The sequence below is a fragment of the Pseudomonas berkeleyensis genome (genome assembly GCF_014109765.1).
GTDB lineage: Bacteria > Pseudomonadota > Gammaproteobacteria > Pseudomonadales > Pseudomonadaceae > Aquipseudomonas > Aquipseudomonas berkeleyensis.
Window position 1 is genome coordinate 1,346,620 of sequence record NZ_CP059139.1, and the last position, 24,354, is coordinate 1,370,973.

Below are 24,354 nucleotides of genomic sequence, written 5' to 3' on the forward strand. Positions count from 1 at the left end.
CTGGACGATGCGGCGAACTGTCTATTGGGACAATCGGTCGCGGGAGTTGTTCTCTCGGGAGCGAAGTAGGACAATTGCCGGCTTCCGTATTGCCCCTCAGCGACCCTGCATGGCCTTTATCGCCCTCGGTATCAACCACAAGACCGCCTCGGTAGAGGTGCGCGAGCGCGTTGCCTTCACCCCGGAGCAACTGGTCGAGGCACTGCAGCAGCTGTGTCGGCTGACGCCCAGTCGTGAGGCGGCGATCCTTTCCACCTGCAACCGCAGCGAGTTGTACCTGGAGCAGGATCAGCTGAGCAGCGACGAAGTGCTGCAGTGGCTGGCCGATTATCACCGCCTGAGCGTCGACGAGCTGCGTGCCTGTGCCTACGTACACAGCGAGGACGAGGCGGTACGCCACATGATGCGCGTGGCCTGCGGGCTGGATTCGATGGTGTTGGGCGAGCCGCAGATTCTCGGCCAGCTCAAGTCCGCCTATGCCGTGGCGCGTGAGGCCGGCACCGTCGGGCCGCTGCTCGGCCGGCTGTTCCAGGCCACCTTCAGCACCGCCAAGACCGTGCGCACCGATACCGCCATCGGCGAGAACCCGGTGTCCGTGGCCTTCGCCGCCGTCAGCCTGGCCAAGCAGATCTTCGCCGACCTGCACCGCAGCCAGGCGCTGCTGATCGGTGCCGGCGAGACCATCAGCCTGGTGGCGCGCCATCTGCACGATCAGGGCATCAAGCGTATCGTCGTCGCCAACCGTACCCTGGAGCGTGCCAGCCAACTGGCCGAGCAGTTCGGCGCACACGCGGTGCTGCTGTCGGACATTCCCGAAGAGCTGGCACACAGCGATATCGTCATCAGCTCCACGGCCAGCCAACTGCCGATTCTCGGCAAGGGCGCGGTGGAAAGTGCGCTGAAAAAGCGCAAGCACAAGCCGATCTTCATGGTCGATATCGCCGTGCCGCGCGATATCGAGTCGCAGGTCGGCGAGCTGGATGACGTCTACCTCTATACCGTCGATGACCTGCACGAAGTCATCGAGGAAAACCTCAAGAGCCGCCAGGGCGCGGCGCAGGCCGCCGAGGAACTGGTGGCCACCGGTACCGATGATTTCATGCAGCGCCTGCGTGAGCTGGCCGCGGTGGATGTGCTCAGGGCCTACCGCCAGCAGGCCGAGCGTCTGCGTGACGAGGAACTGGCCAAGGCCCAGCGCATGCTGGCCAACGGTGGCAACCCCGAGGACGTGCTGGCGCAACTGGCGCGCGGCCTGACCAACAAGCTGTTGCATGCCCCCAGCGTGCGCATGAAGAAACTTACCGCCGAGGGGCGCATCGATGCGCTCAGCCTGGCCCAGGAATTATTCGCCCTCGACGAGAGCGCGCCGCAGGACAAAGGTCTGCAATGAAAGCTTCACTGTTGAACAAGCTCGACAACCTCAGCGACCGCTTCGAGGAGTTGACGGCGCTGCTCGGCGACGCCGAGGTGATTTCCAAGCAGACCCAGTTCCGTGCCTACTCCAAGGAATACGCCGAGATCGAGCCGGTGATCGCCACCTTCCGTGAGCTGCGCAAGGTGCAGAGCGACCTTGAAGGCGCCCAGGCGCTGCTCAAGGACAGCGATCCGGATCTGCGTGAGATGGCCGAGGAGGAAGTAGCCCAGGCCAAGGAAGCGCTGGTCGAGCTGGAAGACCGTCTGCAGCGCATGTTGCTGCCGAAAGACCCCAATGACGGGCGCAACGTCTACCTGGAAATCCGTGCCGGCACTGGCGGCGACGAGGCGGCGATTTTCTCTGGCGACCTGTTCCGCATGTATTCGCGCTACGCCGAGAAGCAGGGCTGGCGGGTCGAGGTGCTGTCGGCCAACGAAGGTGAGCACGGAGGCTTCAAGGAAGTGATCGCCCGCGTCGAAGGCGACAACGTCTACGCCAAGCTCAAGTTCGAGTCTGGCGCGCACCGTGTACAGCGCGTGCCGGAAACCGAGTCCCAGGGCCGCATCCACACCTCCGCCTGCACCGTGGCGGTGTTGCCGGAGCCGGACGAGCAGGCGGCCATCGAGATCAACCCGGCAGATCTGCGTGTGGATACCTACCGCAGCTCCGGCGCCGGTGGTCAGCACGTCAACACCACGGACTCGGCGATCCGCATTACCCACATCCCCACCGGCACGGTGGTGGAATGCCAGGAAGAACGCTCGCAGCACAAGAACCGCGCCAAGGCCATGGCCTGGCTGGCGGCCAAGCTGCAGGATCAACAAGAAGCGGCGGCGCACAAGGAAATCTCCGAAACGCGCAAGCTGCTGGTGGGCTCCGGAGACCGCTCCGAGCGTATCCGTACCTACAATTTTCCGCAGGGCCGGGTGACCGACCACCGCATCAACCTGACCCTCTATTCGCTGAACGAAGTGATGGCGGGTGGCGTGGAGGCGGTGATCGAACCGCTGCTGGCCGAATACCAGGCCGATCAGTTGGCGGCGCTGGGCGACTGAGTTTCGCTTGAGGTCATTGCGGTGCGCATGGTGCACCCTGCGCCGCGTATACCCTAGGGTGCGCCGTGCGCACCACAACCGTAGCCCGGATGCAATCCGGGGACATACTTCCCGGATTGCATCCGGGCTACGAGAGAAATATGGCCAGCATCGAATCCCTGCTCAACACCGCTGATCTGCCCGACTCGCCGACGCCGCGGTTGGACGCCGAGTTGTTGTTGGCGGCCGCTCTGGGCAAACCACGCAGCTATTTACGTACCTGGCCGGAGCGTGAGCTGAACGCGGCCCAACAGGCGCAGTTCGACGGGTTCATGTTGCGCCGCCGGAATGGCGAGCCGGTTGCCTACATTCTTGGGCGCCAGGGCTTCTGGAGTCTCGATTTGGAAGTGGCGCCGCATACCCTGATCCCACGTCCGGACACCGAGCTGCTGGTGGAAACCGCGCTCGAACTGCTACCCGCCACACCGCTGGCCGTGCTCGACCTGGGCACCGGTACCGGCGCCATCGCCTTGGCCCTGGCCAGCGAGCGCCCAGCCTGGCAGGTGACGGGTGTGGATCGTGTCGAAGATGCCGTGGCCCTGGCCGAGCGCAACCGCCAACGCCTAAAGCTGGACAACGCCAGCTTCGTGCAGAGCCACTGGTTCTCTGCATTGGCGGGGCAGCGTTACGGCCTGACCCTGAGCAACCCACCTTATATTCGTGCCGATGATCATCACCTCGACCAGGGCGATGTACGCTTCGAGCCAAGCAGCGCGCTGGTAGCCGGCAGCGACGGGCTGGACGACATTCGTGCGATCATCCGCTGTGCACCGAGCCACCTGCTGACGGGCGGCTGGCTGCTGCTCGAGCATGGTTTCGATCAGGCCGAGGCCGTGCGTGCACTGCTCGTTGCCGGCGGTTTCGCCGAGGTGCACAGCCGGCGTGACCTGGGCGGGCACGAGCGCATCAGTTTGGGACGTTTCGACCGTGAGTGATCAGATGCTGAGCGATGATGAACTGCTGCGCTATAGCCGGCAGATTCTGCTGAAACAGATCGATGTGGAAGGGCAGTTGCGCCTGAAACAGGCGCGCGTGCTGATCGTCGGCATGGGCGGGCTGGGCTCGCCGGTGGCGCTGTACCTGGCCGCTGCCGGGGTTGGCGAGTTGCACCTGGCCGACTTCGATACGGTGGATCTGACCAACCTGCAGCGGCAGATCGCCCACGACACCGCCAGCATCGGCCAGGCCAAGGTGGATTCGGCCATGGCCCGTCTGGCAGCGATCAATCCGCAGATCAGCCTGGTGCCGCATCGCCAGGCGCTGGACGCCGATTCGCTGGCCGCTGCCGTAAGCGGCGTCGACCTGGTGCTGGATTGCTCGGACAATTTCACCACGCGTGAGGCCGTCAACGCGGCTTGCGTCGCAGCCGGCAAGCCGCTGGTTTCTGGCGCGGCGATCCGCCTGGAAGGCCAGCTGTCGGTATTCGACCCGCGCAACGCTGCCAGCCCCTGTTATCACTGCCTGTACGGTCACGGCAGCGAAGCCGAGCTGACCTGCAGCGAAGCCGGCGTGGTTGGTCCGCTGGTGGGGCTGGTCGGCAGCCTGCAGGCGCTGGAGGCACTCAAGTTGCTGGCCGGCTTCGGCGAACCGCTGGTGGGCCGTCTGCTGCTGATCGATGCGCTGGGCACGCGTTTTCGCGAGCTGCGGGTCAAGCGCGACCCGGCCTGTGGTGTCTGCGGCAATGCCCAGTAACGCGCCGATTGGCGTTTTCGACTCCGGCGTCGGTGGCCTGTCGGTACTGCGCGAGATTCGCCAGCTGTTGCCGCACGAGTCACTGCTTTACGTTGCCGACAGCGGCCACGTGCCCTATGGCGAGAAGAGCCCCGAGTACATTCGCGAACGCTGCATGGTGATCATCGAGCACCTGCTGGCACAGGGCGCCAAGGCGCTGGTGCTGGCCTGCAATACCGCCACGGCGGCAGCCGGCGCTGAGCTGCGTGAGCGTTATCCGCAATTGCCCATCGTCGGTATGGAGCCAGCCGTGAAGCCCGCCGCGGCTGCGACGCGTAGTGGCGTGGTCGGCGTGCTGGCGACCACTGGCACGCTCAAGAGCGCCAAGTTCGCCGCACTGCTCGACCGTTTCGCCAGTGACGTGCGGGTGATCACGCAGCCCTGCCCAGGGTTGGTGGAGTGCATCGAGGCAGGTGAGTTGCAGGCGCCAGCTACGCGGCAATTGCTGCAAGGCTATGTCGCGCCGTTGCTGGCCGAGGGCTGCGACACGTTGATCCTCGGCTGCACGCACTATCCCTTCCTGCGCCCCTTGCTGCACGAACTGGTGCCTGAGTCGATCACCCTGATCGATACCGGCGCTGCGGTCGCACGACAGCTGCAGCGGTTACTGATCCAGGACGATCTGCTGGCGACCGCACCGGTGCAGCCGACCCGTTACTGGAGCAGTGGCGACACCGCACAACTTTGCCGAGTATTGCCGATTTTGCTGGGTGAAAAGGCCGAAGTTCTTTCGCTATAGTGAGTTTTTTTCGTATTAAGCTTTCCCTGATACCGAATACTTCTATATTTTTGTAGCGAGCCTGATAAAAATCTCCCGCCAATTAAGGAAGAACTCATGAAGAAGTTGTGTGCCTTAGCTGCAGCTGCGACGTTGTCATTCGCAGTGATTGGATCTGTGCAGGCTGCGGACGTGACCGCGGCCATTGGTCAGAGTGGCGACTCCACCATGGTTTACCGTCTGGGCGCGCAGTGGGACTGGAATACCAGCTGGCTGCAGAGCAGCGTTGGCCGCCTGACCGGCTATTGGGATCTGGGTTACACCTATTGGGATGGAGACAAGACCGCGAGCAACCACAGCCTGTCGTTCGCTCCGGTGTTCGTCTATGAGTTTGCCGGTGAGACCGTGCGCCCCTACATCGAAGCCGGTATCGGCGTTGCGGCGTTCGCCAGCACCGAGCTGGAAGACAACCGCCTGGGTTCGTCCTTCCAGTTCGAAGACCGCATTGGCGTTGGCCTGCGTTTTTCCGGCCAGGAAATCGGTCTGCGTGCGCTCCACTACTCCAACGCCGGTATCAAGCAGCCCAACGATGGCGTCGAGGCCTATACGCTGCATTACCGTCTGAGCTTCTGATACCTGTTCACGATCTGACAGCGAACGACATTCGTTATGGGGCGTCGCTCCGCTTCAGCCCACCGAATCGAAAGGTTGTTTCGGCAGCGCTACAACGAAATCGCCCCTCTAGATGAGGGGCGATTTCGTTTCAGGTGTGGCTCAGATCATCGGATCCCAGCGCTGCGACCAATCGGTATCTTCGGCGATGGTTTCGCGCAGCAGCTCGAAGGCCTGTTGCAGCACCGCAGAGTCGCGCTCGCGGGAATACACCAGGTAGGTCGGGTAGTTGAATTCCGGCGCCCGTGGCACGCGCTTTAGCACCTTCTTGTCCAGATAGCTCTGCACCACCCGCGTGCGGAAGTAGCCCGAGCCGCCGTGTTCGAGGATGTACTGCAAGGCCAGCGGGCCGAGGTTGAAGGACACCGGCGCCTTGGCCTGATCCGGTAGGGCTCTGTCGTGTTGCAGGCGGAAGGCCTCGCCCCAGTCGACGTACACGTAGGGCTCGGCTTTTTTCGCGCGCACCAGAATCAGCTTTTCCTCCAGCAACTGCTCTACCTGCATGCCTGGCCAGTAGGTCGGCTGATAGACTAGGGCGGCATCCAGCACGCCCAGCTCCAGTTGGCGTAGCAGCTCCTGGCCGTCGCCGATATGGGTGTGCACGGCGTACTGGTCGATATTGGCGCGGATACGGCTGACCCAGTGCAGCATCAGCGGGTTGCACAGGCTGATTTCGCCGCCGATACGTAGCACGTTGTGGTAGCCGTCCGGCAGCGGCAGCTCGCGCTGCGCCGCTTCCCAGGTCTGCAGGATCTGGTTGGCGTAGGAGACGAAAGCCTCGCCGTCCGCGGTCAGCTTGGCACCGGCGCGGTTACGCACGAACAGCGTGCAGTTGAGGTGACCTTCGAGTTTCTGGACGCGCGCGGTGATGGCCGTCTGGGTGACATGCAGGCGTTCGGCGGCGGCGATGAAACTGCCGCTGCGAACGATTTCCAGAAAGGTGCGGGTGAGATCGATGTCCATGTCGCGTTGATGCTCCGGGAGCGGGCAGAGGCTGCAGTTTACGGGCTGTGGCGATTAGAACCTGTTCACGATCTCGCGAGCTAGAGCCAGGCAAGGCGAAATCGAGCGAAGAACGCTCGGAGTCGCGTTCGACTTTACGAGCTGTAAATGAGCATTCTGAGCTTGATTTCAACGCTGCATGGCCGACGCGCAGCAGACTTTGAGCACGCTCTTAGTCGAAATGGGCCAGGAGGTCTCGCTGCAGGGCGGCGATCAGATCCGTCTGGGTGATCATCCCCACCAGTTTGTCGTTCTCCAGCACCGGCAAGCAATGCAGGCCGCGGTCGGACAGTACGCCGATCAGATCGGCGACGTGCGTATCGACAGTGGTGCAGCGCACCGGGCTGCTCATCAGGTCGCCCAGGCGCGGCCGCGGCTTGCGCTCGAACAGGCCGAAGCGCCTGGCCGGGCGGCTATGCAGGGGCGCGACCAGATCGCTCAGGCTGACGATGCCGACCAGTTGCTGATTACGGTCGAGAATCGGCAGTGCCTTGAGGTGATGGTGGCGCAGCAGGTGCAGTCCCTGTTTGATGCTGGTACTCGGCGCGGCGCAGACCAGGTCGCGTGACATCACCTGGCCGGCGCGGATGTCACCCATGCTGCGGCGCAGCGCGTAGCGTTCGGTACTTTTCACGATCAGCTCCAGATCCTCGCGGGTCACGTCGACGAAGGCGCCGAGTTCGTCGAGGGCCTGGTCGAGGTCGGTGCCGCGAATGCCCACGCGTTCGCCTGGTGACGGATCGTCAGTGTGATGGGCATCGGTCACTGATGTGCGCTGGCGTGGGTAGCGCATGCCGGTGAGGTTGTTGTAGATCAGCGCGCAACCGAGCAGGGCCAGCGCGGCGCTCAGCACCGTCAGGGCTGGGTACCAGTTGGGCACACCGGGGATCATCGGTGCGAACACCACGCAGAAGGCGATGGCCCCGCCCGGAGGATGCAGGCAGCGTAGCGGGCACATCAGCAGCAGGCTCAGGCCTATCGCCAGGGCGGCGCCGAGCAGGCTGTGATCGAGCAGGTGACCGACCACTACGCCGACCAGCGTGGCGCACAGGTAACTGCCGAGAATCGACCAGGGCTGTGCCAGTGCGCCGGACGATACGGCGAACAGCAACACTGCCGAAGCGGCCAGTGGCCCGGAAAAATGCACGGCCAACTGCAGGCCGAAGAATTGGCTGCACAGCCAGGTGGCAAAGGTAAACCCCAGGCTGGCGCCGAGCGCTGCACGCAGCCATTCCCGCGGGCGCGTGTGCGGGGCATTAGGAAGAAAAGCGATGCACCATTGGTGCAGTCGTGATGGTGTGTTCATGGTGTCCGGCAGAAAAAAGAAGGCTCCTCACTGCTGAAGAGCCGACAAAGTGCCGCAGGCGGCACATCGGGACGCCCGTCCCTGGGCGAAGGAAAGTCAGGTGAGCAGGTGATCTTTGGCCGGGGGTTCCTCGAGTGGCTGTCTGATCAGGCAAGCGAACAGGGCGGCGAGGGTGAGGCGGCGGACGAGCTGATCATTGTCATCGTCGGGGGCAGTCGCAAGGTGAGCCATCGTGATTCCGTCTTGCTGAGAATTTCAGGCATATCCTTCTAGCGCTCGGCGCTGGCTGTGAGCGTGCGGATCGATTCGCTGAAGGAAGCACCGAAATTGTGCGTGATGACGATGGGGGGCGACTAATTAATAATAAAGACGTTTATATTCTGTTTTTTTGATATCAAATACCGCCTGGCGTGCTGGGATGCACTGTTCTGGGGCTTCGCTCGAGTGGCGGTGAGCCTTGGAGAGCGGTGAACTAACGCAGAGTCGCTCGTTGATATTCGTTAAATTGCACTATCTGATCATTAAGATTCATATATGCAATGTCACTGCGTATAGGCGGTGGCGATGCCGCGGCGTTCTTCCAGGCATTCCGCGGCGCCCAGTTCGAACTCGCGGCAGATCAGCGGGCGCTGGGCGTAGATGGTGCAGCGCATGCTGTCGCGATCCAGTGCTATGCACCAGCCGTCGTCCAGACGGCGCATGACTTCGCCACCCCACTCGTCGGTCTCGATGTAGCGTTGCGGCACGCCGGTATCACCGATCAGCATGACTTCCAGCTGGCAGCAGCAGGCCGCGCAGGTGCTGCAGCTGACGCTGGGCTCGCTCGGCAATTGGTGGAGGGGGATGGTAGTGCTCATGGGCGCGCAGTGTACGTGAGAACCTGTCCACGATCTGCTGCGCGTCGGTCTGGCGTCGCTAAAAACGCTTCCGAAATGCTCATTTACCGCTTGTAAACTGCGCTTTCTCAAGCGTTTATGCCTAGCCAGGCTCTAGCTCACAAGATCGTAAACAAGCGCTGAGACGCGCGTCTTGCTGGGGCGACTTCGCCGGTTATGGCCGTTGCAGCAGGCGTTGTCTCTGCTGGTATTGGAGGCGATAGAGCCTGGCGAAGCCATGCAGAACCGGCAGCACGATGGCCCAGATGACTGCCAGCAGCCCCAATGTCGTGACGTTGCCCAGTGGCAGTTGTACACCGCCCAGTTGCGCGCCCGCGTAATAGGCCATCGGCCCGCCGACGGCGCCGAGCAGGCTGGCGCGCCACCAGGGCTGCGCGCTCCAGGCCAGGCAGTGATTGAGGGTCGTGCCCAGGAGCAGCCACAACGACGCCAGCCACAGGGGAATCAGCGTGCGTGGCTCGCCGAAATCGAAGACGCCCAGGTGCAGCAAGAAGCTGTCCACTGCACTGCCGAACAGGAAAACGCTGAGCAGCAACTTGCCCTCTGCTGGCCAACTGCTCACCCAGAACAGGTGCACGGCCAATGCGACTACCACGACCAGCAACCAGGGCCCGTCGCCGCCGAGCACGCAGGCGAACCAGCTGAGCTGGAAGAGGATGGCATTGGCTAGCAGTCTGGGCATTGCGGCTTCCCTGTGGATGATCCAGGCGGCGCAGTCTAGGTCACTGAATCCCTCAGGCCAACGTCGAAGGCTGTACATAATGTGGCAGCGGCCTGGCGCCGGCCTTGGCCAGCAGCAGTTGCGCGGTGCCGATGGTGCGCTCGAGGAAACCGCCCTCGCAGTAGCACAGGTAGAACTCCCACAGCCGGTAGAAGTAGTCGTCGTAGCCCAGTTGCTCCAGACGCTGGCGGGCCTGGCGCAGGTTGTCGTGCCACAGGCGCAGGGTACGCGCGTAGTGCAGGCCGAAATCTTCCATGTGGTGCAGGTTGAGATCGGTGTGGCGGCTCACCACTTCCAGCATCTTGTGTACCGAGGGCAGGGCGCCGCCGGGGAAGATGTAGCGCTGGATGAAATCGACCGACTGGCAAGCCTGCTCGTAACGCTGGTCACGAATGGTGATGGCCTGCAGCAGCATCAGTCCGTCGGGCTTGAGCAGACGTGCGCACTGCTCGAAGTAGGTGGGCAGAAAACGATGGCCGACGGCTTCGATCATCTCGATGGAGACCAGCTTGTCGTACTGGCCGTCGAGGTCGCGATAGTCCTCTAGAAGCAGGGTGATGCGACCTTCCAGGCCAAGTTCGCGGACGCGCCGTTCGGTGTAGGCGTATTGCTCGCGCGACAAGGTAGTGGTGGTCACCCGGCAGCCGTAATGGGTCGCGGCATAGATGGCCATGCTGCCCCAGCCGGTACCGATTTCCAGCAGGTGATCGGATGGCTGTAGCGCGAGCTTCTCGCAGATGCGTTCGAGCTTGTTGAGCTGCGCCTGTTCCAGGCTGTCGTCCTCACGCAGGAACATTGCGGCGGAGTACATCATGGTCGGGTCGAGAAACTGTTCGAACAGGTCATTGCCCAGGTCGTAGTGCGCCGCGATATTGCGCCGTGAACCCTGGCGAGTATTGCGGTTGAGCCAGTGCAGCCCCTGGATCAAGGGGCGGCCCAGGCGTGCCAGACCGCCCTCCATGGCGTCGAGTACGTCGAGGTTGGCGACGAAGATACGGATTACCGCGGTGAGATCCGGCGTGCTCCAGTAGCCATGGATATAGGCTTCGCCTGCACCGATCGAGCCGTTACCGGCAACCAGTCCCCAGACGGCCGGATCGCTGACCCGGATTTCGGCGCGCAGATCGCTCTGTGGCTTGCCGAAATGCAGGGTGTCGTTGCCTTCCTGGATCAGCAGCAGGCCATGCTGCAGGTTTTCCAGTTGGCGCAGCACGGCGCGCCGCAGCAGGCCGGCACCAATGCCGTTGCCGCTGCGTACCAGGCTTCTGGTGGAGGTCAGGCTAGAGCTTTTCATGGGGCATGTCCTTCACGTGCGGGCGGGCAACACTGAAGCTGCCTTGCGCGGGGCTGTGGTCGAAAATCGGGATGCGTTTGAGCAGCAGGCGCAGCGCCTGCCAATAGATGGCGGCAAGGGTCTTGCCGGTCATCCAGGGGAAGGTCAGCAGGTAGCGGTGCAGGTTGGTGCGGGTCAGCGGCCTGCGGTGCAGGCTGAGGCTGGCGTCGAACACCTTGGTCTCGCCCTGCCAGTCGGCCATGTGGATGCCCAGGCGTTCGCCTACCGGGCTCAAGCTCATGCGGTACTCCAGCTCGCGCGGCAGGAAAGGCGAAACATGGAAGGCCTTGTCGACACGAACCTGATGACGGCCTTCGCCGCTGGCAGGCAGCACGTAGTGGTAGCGCTGGCGCCAGGGCGTATTGCTGACTTCGCAGAGAATCGCCATGAGCGCCTCGTCTTCATCGAAGCAGTAGAAGAAACTCGCCGGATTGAACGCCAGGCCCCAACTGCGTGGCTGCGTCAGCAGGCAGATGCGACCCATTGGTCGCGAGCCCAGCGCCGCTTCCACGCGATTGCGTACGGCCTCGTGCAGTGGCATGCCCTGGCGGGTGTGCTCGGGCAGGTAATCGGTTTCGCGGAAGGCGAATGGCGCCCAGCGGCCGCTGCCGGCCAATGGCGAGAGGGCAAACAGCTGCGCCTGCTCGCTCAGATCGAGGTACAGCAGGCCCATGCGGTAGCGAAAGGCATGCGCGCGCGGGGCGAAGCGACGATGCTGCACCCAGCCGCTGTACAGGGCGCTGTGCATTACAGCGCTTCCCCGAAGGCACGGGCCACGCGCAGCGCGCTGACCACGCCGTCCTCGTGGAAGCCGTTGGCCCAGTAGGCACCGCAGAAATAGCTGTGCTGGGCGCCGAGCAATTCCTCCCAGCGTGCCTGCGCTGCGGTGCCTGCCAGGCTGTACTGCGGGTGGGCGTATTGGAAGCGCGCGAGGATTTTTGTCGGGTCGATGGCGGCAGTTTGGTTGAGGCTGACGCAGAAAGTGGTGTCGCTTTCGATGCCCTGCAGGATGTTCATGTCATAGGTGACGGCAGCGAGCTGGTCGCTTGGCCCACCCAGGCGATAGTTCCAACTGGCCCAGGCCAGCTTGCGCTTGGGCAGCAGACGGGTGTCGGTGTGCAGCACCACATCGTTGTTGGCGTAGGGCAGGGCGCCAAGGATTTCCCGTTCCTGCTGGCTGGCCTGATCCAGCAGGGCCAGAGCCTGGTCGCTATGGCAGGCGAATACCACCTTGTCGAAGCGCTCCTGGCCAGCGGCACTGTGCAGGGTGACGCCGTCCTGGTCGCGTACGACGCGGCTGACCGGACAGTTGAGGCGAATGTGCTCGGCGAAGCTGGCGGTCAACGGTGCCACGTAGCTGCGCGAGCCACCTTCGATCACTTGCCATTGCGGGCGGTCGCTGACCGACAGCAGGCCGTGGTTCTTGCAGAAACGCACGAAGAATTGCAGCGGGAAGGCGAGCATGTCGGCCAGCGACATCGACCAGATGGCCGAGCCCATGGGCACGATGTAGTGCTCGATGAAGCGCCGGCCATAGCCATTGCTTTCGAGGTATTCGCCGAGGGTCGTCTCGCTGTCGATGTGACCGTTGGCCAGGTCTTCCTGGGATTGGCGATTGAAGCGCAGGATGTCGCGTAGCATGCCCCAGAAGGCCGGCGAGAGCAGGTTGCGGCGTTGGGCGAACAGGGTGTTGAGGTCGTGGCCGTTGTACTCAACGCCGGTGACCGGGTCGCTGACCGAGAAGCTCATCTCGGCAGGTTTGAAGCCGACGCCGATCTGTTCCAGCAGGCGGATGAAGTTGGGGTAGGTCCAGTCGTTGAACACGATGAAACCGGTGTCGACAGCGTATTCGCGCCCGTTGACCGTGACATCGACGGTGTGGGTGTGACCGCCGACCCAGTCGCTGGCCTCGAACACCTGGATCTCGTGCTGGCGATTGAGCAAATAGGCGCAGGTCAGACCGGCGATACCGCTGCCGATGATGGCGATTTTCATGCGTGTTCCTCGTTACGCGCCAGGCGGCGACCAATGGCCAGTTGCAGGCGGCTGGGCAGGCTGCCGAGCAGCTTCAGTACGGCGATGAAAGGGGTGGGGAAAGCGATCTCGTGCGGACGCTTATCCAGGCGCTCGGCGATATGCCTCGCGGCGCGTTCGACCGGCCAGCGCATGGGCATCGGGAAGTCGTTTTTCTGCGTCAGCGGCGTGTCGACGAAGCCGGGGCTGACCAGGGTGACGTCGATGCCTTCGCTGGCCAGGTCGATGCGCAATGTCTGCATCAGGTAGCGCATGGCGGCCTTGGAGGCGCCGTAGGCCTCGGCGCGTGGTAGCGGCAGAAAGGTCACCGAGCTGCCGACACCGACCAGATGCGGGCGATTGCCACGACGCAGCAACGGCAGCGCCGCCTCGATGCAATGGCTGGCGGAAAACAGATTGGCGCTGACCACGCGCTCGATCATGGCCGCCTCGAACTGCCGCACATCGACGTACTCGCAGGTGCCGGCATTGAGAATCGCGCAATCCAGTGCCCCCCACTGCAGGGCGATACGTTCACCGATGGCGCGTACCTGGGCGGGGTCGGTCAGATCGCCTGGCACGACCAGCACCTGATCGCCGTAGCGGCTGGCGAAATCCTGCAGCGGGCCGCTGCTGCGCGCGCTTAGGGCCAGTCGATGGCCGGCACGCAGCAGTTGTTCCGCCAGGGCCGCACCAATGCCGCTGCTGGCGCCGGTAAGCCAGATACGTTTCATGCCAGCCTCCGTTTCAGCCAGGCGATGACGCTGCCGAGCACGGGCAGGTGTTCATACAGCAGGGCGCCGGCATCGAAGTAGTCACGGTGCTGGTAGACCTTGTCGCGCCAGAGCAGGTGCGAGCAGCCCTCGACGGCAATCTCGGCGCCGCCGCGCAGGCGCGGGTGGCGATAGCGCATGGTCCAGCGCAGGTAGCCTTCGCCGGCATCGACCCGGTCGAAACCGTGGAATTCGAAATGCAGCGCTTCGACGTTGGCGTACAACTCGGCGAAGTAAGCCTGCACGGCCGTCAGCCCGTGCACTTCATGCAGAGGGTCGCGAAAGATCACGTCGTCGCTGTACAGCTCGCCGAGCAGATACAGGTTGTCCTTGTTCAGCGTAGCGAAGCGTTCGGCGAAGCGGCACAGGAAATCGTTCATGCCGGAACCTCCGAGTTGTCGAGGTTCTTGAAGGCAGCCAGGGCGCGCTCGCGCGAACGTGCCAGATCGACGATCGGACGCGGATAATTGGCTGGCGCGAACAGCCCGCCGAGCGCGGACGGATCATGGATATCGCGTTTGTTCAGGCCAGCCAGCTCCGGCACCCAGTGACGGATGAAGCGTCCTTCGGGGTCGAATTTCTGCGACTGGCTGATGGGGTTGAAGATGCGAAAGTAGGGCGCCGCGTCGGTGCCGGTCGACGAGCTCCATTGCCAGCCGCCGTTGTTCGCCGCCAGGTCACCGTCGATCAGATGGCGCATGAAGAAGCGCTCGCCTTCACGCCAGTCGATCAGCAGGTTCTTGGTCAGGAACATGGCGACGACCATGCGCAGCCGGTTGTGCATCCAGCCGGTTTCACGCAACTGGCGCATGGCGGCATCGATGATCGGCAGGCCGGTGCGACCCTCCTGCCAGGCGGCCAGCTCCTGTGGCGCATGGCGCCATGGCACGGCTTCGGTCTCCAGACGAAAGGCGCGATGCCGGGAGACGCGCGGGTAACCGACCAGGATGTGCTTGTAGAACTCGCGCCAGAGCAGTTCGTTGATCCAGGTGATGACACCGGGGTTGCCGCTGTCGAACTCGCCCTGGTTGGCTGCCAGCGCCGCATGCAGGCACTGGCGTGGCGACAGTACACCTGCGGCCAGGTAGGCCGACAGTTGGCTGGTGCCAGGCAGGGCAGGGAAGTCGCGCTCGTTCTGGTAGAAGGTAATCTGCTCATCGGCGAAACGCGCCAGGCGTTGTTGAGCGGCTTGCTCGCCGGCCGGCCAGAGTGCCTGTAGCTCGCTGCTGGGCGTTTCGAAACCGTCCACCGCCTGCGGCACAGGATCGGCGGTCAGCGCCTGTGGCGTTTGTGCCCGCGGGGTGCCGACTGGGCTGGGCAGGGCGCTGTGCAAGCGCTCGTAGCAGACCTTGCGAAACTGACTGTAGACCTGGAAATAAGTGCCGGAGCGAGTCAGCACGCTGCCGGGCTGGAAGAACAGCTGGTCGAGGTAGTTGTGCCAGGCAATCGTCTGCTGGCCGAGGTAAGCCGCCACGTGATGATCGCGCTGGCTCTCGTTGATGCCGTACTCGTCGTTGACGTGCACGGCGCTGATGTTGTGTTGGTGGCAAACCTCGGCGATCACGCCAGGTGCCTGTTCCCAGGTATCGCAGTGCCGTACCAGCAAGGGGACGTTGAGTTCGGCCAGGGTCTGGCTGAGCTGCGCCAGGTTGCGCAACCAGAAGTCCACCTTGCACGCGGCATCGTCGTGGCGCTGCCATTGGCCAGGGGTGACCAGGTACAGGGCGATGGTCGCACCGCTGCTCATGGCGCGACTCAGGGCGGTGTTGTCCTGAATTCGCAGGTCGCTGCGGAACCACATCAGTTGCTGCATGGGGTTACCTCTTGGGCGCCGAGCAGGCCGTGACTGAGCAGCCAGGCATACGCGGCGAGCGGATCGGTCGCCGAATGCAGGCCGGCCAACGCGTCGCGGTGAATGTGGGCAGCCGGGCCGGCGATCAGCAGCGGCACCGGAGATTGCTCGGCCAGGCGCGGCAGATGCCGACGCAGCAGGGTGTTGTCCAGGGCCTGATCGGCGTACAGCAGCAGGGCACGGGGCGCTATATGCTCCAGGGCGGTGAGCAACTCATGGGGCGGTAGCGGCCAGTCGAACACTTCCACCGGGCAGTCGCTGGTGCTGGCCAGCCAGGCGCTCAGCCACAAGCCGGGTTCCATGGGCGCTTCGCCGAGGTTGATCAGCAGCAGTGGCGCGCCCCCGACCTGGCGGTTGCTGTGGTAGACGCGGGTGGCCAGCTTGCTGCGCAGCCAGGAGAAGAAGAACACCTGCTCCAGGCGGGCGCCGAACTGTCCTTGCCAGCGCTGATCGAGTTCGCCGAGCAGGGGCCAGAGCAGTTGCTCGACCAGGGTGCTGGCGGGATACAGCGTCAGGCTGGCATTGAAGCGATCATCCAGGCGCCGCTCGTTGAGTGCGCTGATGCAGTCGAGCAGCTCGCCGCGCAGGCACGACCAGTTGTCGCTGCTCGCAGGTTGCGGCGCCTGGTTATGGTCGAGCAGCGCCTTGACCTGGCCGACGGCGACGCCACGGGACAACCAGGCGAGGATGGCGCTGATGCGTTCGAGGTTGGCTGGCGAGTACAGACGATGTCCCTTGGGCGTGCGGTACGGCACGATCAGGCCGTAACGGCGCTCCCAGGCTCGCAGGGTCACGGCGTTGATGCCGGTGCTGCGCGCCACTTCGCGAATGGGCAGGAAGCCTTCGTCCAGGGCTTGGCGGTAGTCGTACCCGATCTCTTCGTCGGCGAGTTGTGCGTTTGTCATCGGCTTAGAGTGCGTTGCGCAGGCTGAGGGGTTCCGGGTGCGGCTGCAGGTACGCCTGGCTGGCGATGTAGCGATCCGGATGTCGGCGGAAGTGATGCTTGAGCAGCGTCAGTGGAACCACCAGCGGCACGATGCCGGCGCGGTACTGACCGATCAGCTGCTGCATTTCCTGTTTTTCATCGCTACTCAAGGTGCGCTTGAGGTAGCCGCTCAGGTGCTGCAGCACATTGCTGTGGGTACCGCGGGTGGCGCACTTCTTCAGGGCTGCCATGAGTTCACTGAAGTAGTGCGGCGCCAGGTCGGCCAGGTCATGGCGAGCGAGGTTGCCGAGCAATTGTCCGAGCGATTTGTAGCGTGCCGGATCGGTAGCCATCAGCAGGTATTTGTAGCGCGAGTGGTAGGCGATCAGTGCGCGGCGGCTGAGGCCTTGCTGTAACAGGTGTTGCCACTCGGCATGGGCATAGACGCGGGTGATGAAGTTCTCGCGTAGCACCGGGTCGTTGAGGCGGCCGTCTTCCTCCACCGGCAGATCCGGGTGCAGGGCGCAGAACGCTGCAGCGAAGATGCCGCGCCCCGGCTCGCTGGGGCGCCCCCCTTCCTGATAGACCTTGACTCGTTCCAGGCCGCAGGACGGCGACTGTTGCATGAAGATGAAGCCACTGATGCCTTGCAGGTCATCGGCCATGCGCTGCGCGTAGGCTGCCAGCGCATCGGTCACGTCACGCGAGCGGTCGACCGTTCCGACAGCTCGTGGCGACTGCGGGTCGCCCACCAGGCGGATGGGTTCGCGCGGGACCGGCATGCCAATGCCCACCTCTGGGCACACCGGGATGAAATCGAAGTGCTCGCTGAGACTGCGGCTGCACAGGCGCGACAGCTTATGGCCACCGTTGTAGCGTACTTCCGCGCCCATCAGGCAGGCGCTGATCCCGAGTTTGGCTTTGTTCGACTGCATGGCATGACCTCTGATGGTCTTGTACATCGAGTTGCATATGTACAACTTGTGTTCATCATAGGTTTGCTGTTGTACAAGTCAAATGATTTGTACAGCTTTGGTATCGAATTTGTTGCGCGAGTATGCAAACACCCTGACGCCGTAACAGCGATCGGCGTCCACAAGAGCGTAGTGGAGGAAGAGGGGGGTTAGCGCCAGCCTTGCAGCCAGCGCTGGGTATCGAGTAACTGATGCCAGTCGAGTGTCTGGCTGCGCCTGGTCAGCACTGCCTGAAGCTCGACGGCGAGGATGTTGTCGTCCTCGTCGCGAATCAGTTCGGTAACCAGGAAGTGGCGCTCACGGTTCTGCGGTTGTGTCGCCGTCCATTTCGACAGCAGCAGCTTGCGCGGGTTGAGGCGACGCGGCGTGTTCATGTCAGGTGTTCGAGCAGGCGGCGGGCTGCGTCCTGGCCACTGAGCCAGGCCCCTTCGACGCGCCCGGACAGGCACCAGTCGCCACAGGCGTACAGCCCCAGGTCGGCATCGGCCAATGCGCCCCATTGGTGTGCCTGTGCCGGACGGGCATAGAGCCAGCGGTGGGCAAGGGTGAAGCTGGGGGACGGCACCGCGCAGCCGATCAGCTCGGCGAAGGCGCCGTGCAGTTGTTCGATCACCGCTTCCTTGGGCAGATCCAGGTGCTGCCGGCTCCAGGCGCTGGTGGCGTGCAGCACCCAGGTGTCGAGGTGATTGTCACGGCCGGGTTTGCTGCGGTTACGGGCGATCCAGTCGAGTGAGCTGTCCTGCACGAAGCAGCCTTCCACGCGGGTTTCCAGCGCCGTGTCGAAGCCCAGGGCGACGGCCCAGGTCGGTTCCATGACCACGCTGGCGGCAGCGCCTGCCAGTTTGGGGGCGGCTGCCAGCAGGGCGCTGGCCTGAGGGGCGGGGGTGGCGATGATCACGTGGCTGAAGGGGCCGTGGCTGTTGCCTTCCGTGTCCAGTAGGTTCCAGTGGCGGTCACCGCGAAACACCTCGGCGATGCGGCAACTGAAGTGCACTGGCAGGGCGCCGAGCAGAGCGCGGGTGATGGCGCTCATGCGTGGTGCACCGACCCAGCGCAGTTGTTCATCCGGCGAGGCGCTGAGCTGGCCGTCCTGGGCGTTGTACAGATTCGGTGCCCACTGTGCGACCCAGCCGCGTGCCTGCCACTGCTGCACCACTTCGACGAAGCGGCGATCACGGGCGGTGAAGTATTGGGCACCCAGATCCAGGCTGCCGGCGTCGCTGCGTTTGCTGGCCATACGCCCGCCACTGCCACGGCTCTTGTCGAACAGCTCGATCTCCAGGCCTGCGGCGTGCAGAGCCTGCGCGGCGGAGAGTCCCGCCAGGCCGGTACCGATGATGGCGATGGGTGCGTTCATGGTGACCTCGTTAGCGCTGAATGCATTACAGGCTACGTTTTGGACAAAAGCTATACAAGAATGTTTTCATGTATAGCTGATGCCGTGAGTGGCACTCCCTGTCTTTAGGTTTAGGACAAACGCGGCAATCGATAAAGGCACGTGTGTGTCTGAAAAAAGACTCTCATCCATTGCCATGCGAGGAGGATGCCATGCATATCCTGCTGACCGGCGGTACCGGCATGATCGGCCGTGCGCTGTGCGCGTACTGGGCCGAACAGGGCCACCGCCTGACTGTCTGGAGTCGCCAGCCGGCCAAGGTAGCCGAGTTGTGCGGGCCGAGCGTTCGAGGGATTGCCCGGCTCGAGGAACTGACCGATGAACCGCTGGATGCCGTGGTCAACCTGGCTGGTGCGCCGATTGCCGATCGACCCTGGAGCAAGAAGCGCAAGGCCCTGCTGTGGGCCAGTCGCATCGGGCTGACCGAGCAACTGCTGGCCTGGCTGCACAGCCGCGAGCAGCAGCCGGCGGTACTATTGTCCGGTTCGGCGGTGGGCTGGTACGGCGACGGCGGCGAACAGGAACTGAACGAAAATACCCCGCGGGTCACCGATGATTTCGCCGCGCAGTTATGCGGCGCCTGGGAGGAAACCGCGTTACGTGCCGAGGCGCTAGGCATTCGTGTGGTGCTGGTGCGCACTGGCCTGGTGCTGAACCCCGACGGCGGCATGCTCAAGCGCCTGCTATTGCCCTTCAAGCTGGGCCTCGGTGGTCGTCTGGGTGATGGGCGGCAGTGGATGCCATGGATTCATTTCGCCGATCAAATCGCCCTGATGGATTTTCTCTTGCAGCACAGCGAGGCCCGCGGTCCTTATAATGCCTGCGCGCCATTACCGGCGCGTAACGCCGAGTTCACCAAGGCCATGGGGCAGGCGCTGAGCCGTCCGACCTTGCTCCCGGTGCCGGCTTTCGCCTTGCGGGCTGGCCTGGGTGAGATGTCCGGTTTGTTGCTCGGTGGCCAGCGTGCCGTACCGATGCGTTTGCTCGAGGCCGGCTTCAGTTTCCGTTTTACCCATCTGGATGTGGCCCTGGTGGATTTGCTGGGCCATCACTGACTAGGATTTCGCATGACCGATCACGCATTGTTGCTGGTTAACCTGGGTTCGCCCGCGTCTACCGAAGTAGCTGATGTCCGCCGTTACCTCAATCAGTTCCTGATGGATCCTTACGTGATCGATCTGCCCTGGCCGCTGCGTCGACTGCTGGTGTCGCTGATCCTGATCAAGCGTCCTGCCGCGTCGGCGCATGCCTATTCCTCTATCTGGTGGGACGAAGGCTCGCCGCTGGTCGTGCTCAGCCGCCGCCTGCAGGAGGCGATGAAGGCGCAGTGGAGCCACGGTCCGGTAGAGTTGGCCATGCGCTATGGCGAACCGTCCATCGAGTCGACCCTGCTGCGTCTGGCCAGGCAGGGCATCCGCGAAGTCACCCTGGCACCGCTGTATCCGCAGTTTGCTGACAGCACCACCACCACGGTGATCGAGGAGGTGAAGCGGGTGGTTCGCGAGCATGGCCTGTCGCTGCGACTGTCCACCTTGCCGCCGTTCTATGACCAACCCGAGTACCTCGATGCGCTGGTCGCCAGTGCCAAACCTTATCTGGAGCAGGATTTCGACCACCTGTTGCTGAGCTTCCACGGCCTGCCGGAGCGGCATCTGCACAAGCTCGATCCCAGCGGCCATTGCCTCAAGGGGGAGGACTGCTGCCGCACGGCTTCGCCGCAGGTACTCGCCAACTGTTACCGCGCGCAATGCCTGCGTAGCGCGGAGCTGTTCGCCCATCGCATGGGACTGCGCCCGGAGCAGTGGTCGGTGAGCTTCCAGTCGCGCCTGGGGCGTGCCAAATGGATCGAGCCCTATACCGAGGCCCGCCTGGATGAGTTGGCTGCGCAGGGTGTGAAGAAGCTGCTGGTGATGTGCCCGGCGTTCGTTGCCGACTGCATCGAGACCCTTGAGGAGATCGGCGATCGTGGCAGTGAACAGTTCGTCGAGGCTGGGGGGGAGAGCCTGCAACTGGTGCCCTGCCTGAATGATCACCCCGATTGGGCAGCGGCATTGAAGGTGCTTTGCGAGCGAGCACCAGTGTCCCTTTAGGTTACATCGCTGACCGTCAAGGCGAGGCATTCGCCTTGGCGGGTATGAAGCATTCGCCGTTCTGATAACACCTTCGAGCGATACTCACTGCCGTTTATATCGTCCTAAGCTGGCGGCTCTTTCAACCACCGCGCATCGCGTCAAGGGCACTTCTAAAAACTACCTGCGTTGTCATCGCTGCGTTAAAAACACGCTCAAAATGCTCATTTACAGCTCGTAAACTGCGCTTTTTCGCCTGTTTTTGCCTTGCGCTGACTGCCTCGCCTACGTTTTTAGAAGCACCCCAAGCGGTGCCGAGGAGAGCGTCCGTGCATAACAACAATAACGGCTATCCCTCCAGTACCCGAGCCTGGGTCACTGTCGCCATCCTGATGGTGGCTTACGTCCTGTCTTTCGTCGATCGGCAGATTCTCAACCTGTTGGTCGAGCCCATTCGCCGCGACCTGGCGATCAACGATACGCAGATGAGCCTGCTGATGGGCTTGTCCTTCGCCCTGTTCTATACCGTTTGTGGCATTCCCCTCGGGCGTGTGGCCGACACCCGCAGCCGGCGTGGGCTGATCGCTATCGGTGTGCTGTTCTGGAGCGCTGCCACCGCCGCGTGTGGCATGGCCAAGATGTACTGGCAGTTTCTGCTCTGCCGCATCGGTGTCGGTGTGGGCGAGGCGGCGCTGTCGCCAGCCGCTTACTCGCTGATTGCCGACAGCTTCCCCGCCGAGCGCCGGGCCACGGCCATCAGCGTCTATTCCATGGGTGTATACCTGGGGTCGGGGCTGGCCTTTCTGGTCGGTGGCCTGGTCATCCAGTTCGCCTCGGCACAGGGCGACGTGACGCTGCCGGTGCTGGGCGAAGTCCGCCCGTGGCAGTTGATCTTCCTCATTCTCGGGGTTGCCGGTGTGCTGTTCACCCTGCTGATGCTGGCGGTCAAGGAACCTGCCCGGCGTGGTGTGGGGGCCGGTGTAGCGGTGCCGCTCAGTGAGGTGGGGCGCTACATTCGCGCCAACCGTCGCACCGTGCTGCTGCACAACTTCGGCTTCGCCGGCCTGGCCTTCGCCGGCTATGGCAGTGCGGCCTGGGTGCCGACCTTCTATATCCGCACCTATGGCTGGGACGCCGGCCAGGTCGGCATCGTCTACGGCAGCATCGTGGCGGTGTTCGGCTGCCTGGGTATCGTTTTCGGTGGCCGCCTGGCGGACTGGATGGCCAAGCGCGGGCGCAGCGATGCCAACATGCGTGTCGGCCTCTACGCCGCGCTGGGTGCCTTGCCGATGGTGGTGCTGTTCCCGCTGATGGACACCGCGTTCTGGGCCAGCGTGCTGATGGCGCCCACTGTGTTCTGCCTGAGCATGCCGTTCGGCGTGGCGCCGGCAGCGATCCAGGAAATCATGCCCAACTCGATGCGCGGCCAGGCTTCGGCCATCTATCTGTTCGTCATCACCCTGATCGGCCTTGGGGTAGGCCCGACGGCAGTGGCACTGGTGACCGACTTCGTCTTCGCCGATGACGCGGCGCTGCGCTATTCGCTGCTGATCGTCACCACCCTGGCGGTGCTGATGTCGATCATCCTGCTGGCCAAGAGTCTCAAGCCTTACCGCGAGAGCGTGACGCGGCTGGAGCAATGGGCCGCCAATCCGGCCTGAACCGGTGCATTTTTCTGCCGTGCCGGGCATTGATCGGCACGGTTTATGCGCCAGGGCACAGGCAGCGTGGAATTTTTGCGCTTTACTGAGGCTCTGAGTGTTGCGCGCGCCATTTCGGCGCGTGCCAGCCAGGGAACCTCCGCATGGGAGTGAGGCCAGTGTCTGCCGCGTATGGCAGGCCAATCGACAGCTCGGTATTTTGGCAACGGTTATTGCTACCGGGGCTCGCCTTTCTGTTGCTGCTGATCGGCGGCTGCAGTGGTCGTCTGGACAACGACTCCATCGTCAATACGCGCAATCCGGTGAAACCGGTCGAGTTGTTGCAGACCGATGTAGACCGCATGGCGACGCTGGCCATGCGCAACAACCTCAACAGCCTGTACCGGTTGATGAACAAGCTGTATCAGCGTAATCCGCGGGAGTGGCGCAAGAATGCGCTGCCTGACGCCGCGGCGGCCGAGCAGGCGATCCAGTACGCCATCGAACATAACCAGGACTGGCCGACGCTGGGTGGCCGGCGCGATGTCGCGGCGCTGGATTATTCATTGAGTCCGGCATTCCAGGGCGATCGCGTAGCGGCCTTCACCTACGCCATCGGCAGTATGCTGGTGACGGCTCATGGCGGACGCACGGAGTTCTACCTGACCGACAGCTTCAACGCGCAGTTCATCCACAATGCCGCGCGTAATCTGGAGAAGGCTGCCTGGATGCTGGGGCAGCGTCGTGATGCGACAGGGCGCCCGCTGCTGTTGTCCAACGAGTTCTCCGAGCAGGGCAACAACCTCAGCTATGCGGTGGAGTTCGGCAAGATGGTGGCGCGCCTGGATCTGATCACCCATGTGCTGGAGGAGCGTTACCGGCGCATGGGCGCAAACTATGCGCAAAGCCTGCTGTTGCTGAATTTCCTGCCGGTGCAATAGCGCTTTCCAGGGCACCTCTAAAAACCTAGGCGATGGCAGCGCACGACTGCCTGGATGCGGGCGGTAGAACGACGCGCCGGAGTGGTTTCTGGAGAGACCTTCAGTGTGTCCAGCGTTGTTCGATCTTGCCCAGCGTAGCGTTCTTGCGCAGGCGCACCAGTGCTTCGGAGAATTGCCGGGCACGTTCGCTATCGCCCTTGGCGAAGGCGACGAAGCGCGGCATCTGGATCAGCGGGCGGGGCAGGATGCGCACCTGTTCCTGGGCTCGTTGTTCACGCACGAAATACTGCAGCTGCACGCGGTCGCCGACGATGATGTCGATGCGTCCGGCCAGTAGCATCGAGACCAGTTGTCGTGGGTTCTGCGCCGTGGTGTCGCGCGCCAGATCGGCACGGTCGAAATTTCCCTCGTAGGCATAGCCGCGAACCTGGCCGATCACGTACGGAGACAGGTCATCCAGGCTTTTCCAGTCGCTGAGAGCGGTCTTGGCGGTGGTCATGAACACGGTCGAACCGCTGCGCAGTGGGCCGACCAGTTCGTATTGCTGTTGGCGCAGCGGGGTGCCGGCGAACTGAAAGGCCATCTGCACTTCACCGCGGTCGAGCATGCGCTTGACCCGTTCCCAGGGGTACAGGCGAATGTCGTAGTTGACCTTGGCTTCGCGCAGTACCGCGTCCACCAGCTCGACATCGAGCCCGCGCGGCGTGTCGTCTTCGGCGGTGACGAAGCTGTAGGGGGCGAACTGTTCGTCGCCCACCACCCGCCAGGGGTCTGCGGCCAGGGAGGTGCTCGTTATCAGCAGAGCAAGCAGCAGATAGCGCATGGCGGGTTACCTCATGACAGGCCTGTGTTCAGGCTAGTCAATTTCTGCGAGGTAAACGGCT

Annotated in this window: 25 protein-coding genes; 10 read left to right on the forward strand and 15 right to left on the reverse strand. The window is 63.3% G+C overall.

Annotated elements, in window-relative coordinates; translation table 11 throughout:
- Nucleotides 1–109: 109 nt before the first annotated feature.
- From hemA to HS968_RS06310, 6 genes are all read left to right on the forward strand, one after another.
- Nucleotides 110–1,390, forward strand: coding sequence for a glutamyl-tRNA reductase (gene hemA / locus HS968_RS06285; protein WP_182370612.1), 1,281 nt, complete (start codon nucleotides 110–112; stop codon nucleotides 1,388–1,390).
- Nucleotides 1,387–2,469, forward strand: coding sequence for a peptide chain release factor 1 (gene prfA / locus HS968_RS06290; RefSeq protein WP_182370613.1), 1,083 nt, complete (start codon nucleotides 1,387–1,389; stop codon nucleotides 2,467–2,469). Before hemA ends, prfA begins: the two co-directional genes overlap by 4 nt.
- Nucleotides 2,470–2,609: 140 nt before the next feature.
- Nucleotides 2,610–3,443, forward strand: coding sequence for a peptide chain release factor N(5)-glutamine methyltransferase (gene prmC / locus HS968_RS06295; protein WP_182370615.1), 834 nt, complete (start codon nucleotides 2,610–2,612; stop codon nucleotides 3,441–3,443).
- Nucleotides 3,444–3,447: 4 nt separating this feature from the next.
- A complete protein-coding gene (locus tag HS968_RS06300; protein ID WP_119695221.1) occupies nucleotides 3,448–4,200 on the forward strand; it encodes a molybdopterin-synthase adenylyltransferase MoeB in 753 nt (250 codons plus the stop codon).
- Nucleotides 4,190–4,978 carry a glutamate racemase gene (murI, locus tag HS968_RS06305; RefSeq protein WP_182370617.1) on the forward strand — a complete coding sequence of 263 codons (789 nt, stop codon included), beginning with the start codon at nucleotides 4,190–4,192 and terminating at the stop codon, nucleotides 4,976–4,978. Before HS968_RS06300 ends, murI begins: the two co-directional genes overlap by 11 nt.
- Before the next feature lie 96 nt (nucleotides 4,979–5,074).
- A complete protein-coding gene (locus tag HS968_RS06310) occupies nucleotides 5,075–5,590 on the forward strand; it encodes an acyloxyacyl hydrolase (protein WP_182370619.1) in 516 nt (171 codons plus the stop codon).
- 141 nt (nucleotides 5,591–5,731) lie between these two features.
- Here the strand turns inward: HS968_RS06310 and HS968_RS06315 are convergent, their stop codons facing one another.
- From HS968_RS06315 to HS968_RS06380, 14 genes are all read right to left on the reverse strand, one after another.
- Entirely contained in the window at nucleotides 5,732–6,592 is an 861-nt protein-coding gene (locus HS968_RS06315; protein WP_119695219.1) for a LysR family transcriptional regulator, read from the reverse strand.
- Nucleotides 6,593–6,803: 211 nt separating this feature from the next.
- Nucleotides 6,804–7,937 (reverse strand): HPP family protein, encoded by a 1,134-nt coding sequence (locus HS968_RS06320; protein ID WP_182370620.1) that lies wholly within the window; start codon nucleotides 7,935–7,937, stop codon nucleotides 6,804–6,806.
- A gap of 542 nt (nucleotides 7,938–8,479) precedes the next feature.
- On the reverse strand, nucleotides 8,480–8,794 hold the full coding sequence (locus HS968_RS06325; RefSeq protein WP_119695217.1) for a YkgJ family cysteine cluster protein: 315 nt from the start codon (nucleotides 8,792–8,794) through the stop codon (nucleotides 8,480–8,482).
- 193 nt (nucleotides 8,795–8,987) lie between these two features.
- Nucleotides 8,988–9,515 (reverse strand): DUF2878 domain-containing protein, encoded by a 528-nt coding sequence (locus tag HS968_RS06330; protein WP_119695216.1) that lies wholly within the window; start codon nucleotides 9,513–9,515, stop codon nucleotides 8,988–8,990.
- Between the two features lie 52 nt (nucleotides 9,516–9,567).
- Nucleotides 9,568–10,848 carry an SAM-dependent methyltransferase gene (locus HS968_RS06335; protein ID WP_119695215.1) on the reverse strand — a complete coding sequence of 427 codons (1,281 nt, stop codon included), beginning with the start codon at nucleotides 10,846–10,848 and terminating at the stop codon, nucleotides 9,568–9,570.
- A complete protein-coding gene (locus HS968_RS06340) occupies nucleotides 10,835–11,635 on the reverse strand; it encodes a DUF1365 domain-containing protein (RefSeq protein WP_119695214.1) in 801 nt (266 codons plus the stop codon). The genes HS968_RS06335 and HS968_RS06340 overlap by 14 nt, the downstream gene beginning before the upstream one ends.
- On the reverse strand, nucleotides 11,635–12,882 hold the full coding sequence (locus HS968_RS06345; RefSeq protein WP_119695213.1) for an NAD(P)/FAD-dependent oxidoreductase: 1,248 nt from the start codon (nucleotides 12,880–12,882) through the stop codon (nucleotides 11,635–11,637). The genes HS968_RS06340 and HS968_RS06345 overlap by 1 nt, the downstream gene beginning before the upstream one ends.
- Nucleotides 12,879–13,634 carry an SDR family NAD(P)-dependent oxidoreductase gene (locus tag HS968_RS06350; RefSeq protein WP_119695212.1) on the reverse strand — a complete coding sequence of 252 codons (756 nt, stop codon included), beginning with the start codon at nucleotides 13,632–13,634 and terminating at the stop codon, nucleotides 12,879–12,881. The genes HS968_RS06345 and HS968_RS06350 overlap by 4 nt, the downstream gene beginning before the upstream one ends.
- Entirely contained in the window at nucleotides 13,631–14,053 is a 423-nt protein-coding gene (locus tag HS968_RS06355) for a nuclear transport factor 2 family protein (protein ID WP_119695211.1), read from the reverse strand. The genes HS968_RS06350 and HS968_RS06355 overlap by 4 nt, the downstream gene beginning before the upstream one ends.
- The gene (gene phrB, locus HS968_RS06360) at nucleotides 14,050–15,486 is read right to left on the reverse strand and encodes a deoxyribodipyrimidine photo-lyase (RefSeq protein ID WP_182370621.1); all 1,437 of its coding nucleotides are present in this window, start codon (nucleotides 15,484–15,486) and stop codon (nucleotides 14,050–14,052) included. Before phrB ends, HS968_RS06355 begins: the two co-directional genes overlap by 4 nt.
- Nucleotides 15,474–16,430 carry a MerR family transcriptional regulator gene (locus HS968_RS06365; RefSeq protein ID WP_182370622.1) on the reverse strand — a complete coding sequence of 319 codons (957 nt, stop codon included), beginning with the start codon at nucleotides 16,428–16,430 and terminating at the stop codon, nucleotides 15,474–15,476. Before HS968_RS06365 ends, phrB begins: the two co-directional genes overlap by 13 nt.
- Nucleotides 16,431–16,434: 4 nt before the next feature.
- Nucleotides 16,435–17,385 (reverse strand): YbgA family protein, encoded by a 951-nt coding sequence (locus HS968_RS06370; protein WP_182370623.1) that lies wholly within the window; start codon nucleotides 17,383–17,385, stop codon nucleotides 16,435–16,437.
- A gap of 188 nt (nucleotides 17,386–17,573) precedes the next feature.
- Nucleotides 17,574–17,798, reverse strand: coding sequence for a TIGR02450 family Trp-rich protein (locus tag HS968_RS06375; RefSeq protein WP_119695207.1), 225 nt, complete (start codon nucleotides 17,796–17,798; stop codon nucleotides 17,574–17,576).
- On the reverse strand, nucleotides 17,795–18,781 hold the full coding sequence (locus tag HS968_RS06380) for an NAD(P)/FAD-dependent oxidoreductase (protein ID WP_182370624.1): 987 nt from the start codon (nucleotides 18,779–18,781) through the stop codon (nucleotides 17,795–17,797). The genes HS968_RS06375 and HS968_RS06380 overlap by 4 nt, the downstream gene beginning before the upstream one ends.
- Nucleotides 18,782–18,972: 191 nt before the next feature.
- On the opposite strand from HS968_RS06380, the gene HS968_RS06385 reads away from it, so the two are divergent.
- The 4 genes from HS968_RS06385 to HS968_RS06400 all read left to right on the forward strand — a co-directional run bounded on the left by HS968_RS06385 (nucleotide 18,973) and on the right by HS968_RS06400 (nucleotide 23,470).
- The gene (locus HS968_RS06385; RefSeq protein ID WP_182370625.1) at nucleotides 18,973–19,875 is read left to right on the forward strand and encodes a TIGR01777 family oxidoreductase; all 903 of its coding nucleotides are present in this window, start codon (nucleotides 18,973–18,975) and stop codon (nucleotides 19,873–19,875) included.
- 12 nt (nucleotides 19,876–19,887) lie between these two features.
- Entirely contained in the window at nucleotides 19,888–20,910 is a 1,023-nt protein-coding gene (gene hemH, locus HS968_RS06390) for a ferrochelatase (protein ID WP_182370626.1), read from the forward strand.
- Nucleotides 20,911–21,218: 308 nt separating this feature from the next.
- Nucleotides 21,219–22,550: a spinster family MFS transporter gene (locus tag HS968_RS06395; RefSeq protein WP_119695203.1), complete on the forward strand. Its 1,332-nt coding sequence runs from the start codon at nucleotides 21,219–21,221 to the stop codon at nucleotides 22,548–22,550.
- Between the two features lie 143 nt (nucleotides 22,551–22,693).
- On the forward strand, nucleotides 22,694–23,470 hold the full coding sequence (locus HS968_RS06400) for a hypothetical protein (RefSeq protein WP_238338911.1): 777 nt from the start codon (nucleotides 22,694–22,696) through the stop codon (nucleotides 23,468–23,470).
- A 100-nt stretch (nucleotides 23,471–23,570) separates the two neighbouring features.
- Here HS968_RS06400 and HS968_RS06405 read toward each other — a convergent pair whose 3' ends face one another.
- Nucleotides 23,571–24,293 (reverse strand): substrate-binding periplasmic protein, encoded by a 723-nt coding sequence (locus HS968_RS06405; RefSeq protein WP_182370627.1) that lies wholly within the window; start codon nucleotides 24,291–24,293, stop codon nucleotides 23,571–23,573.
- Nucleotides 24,294–24,354: the final 61 nt, after the last annotated feature.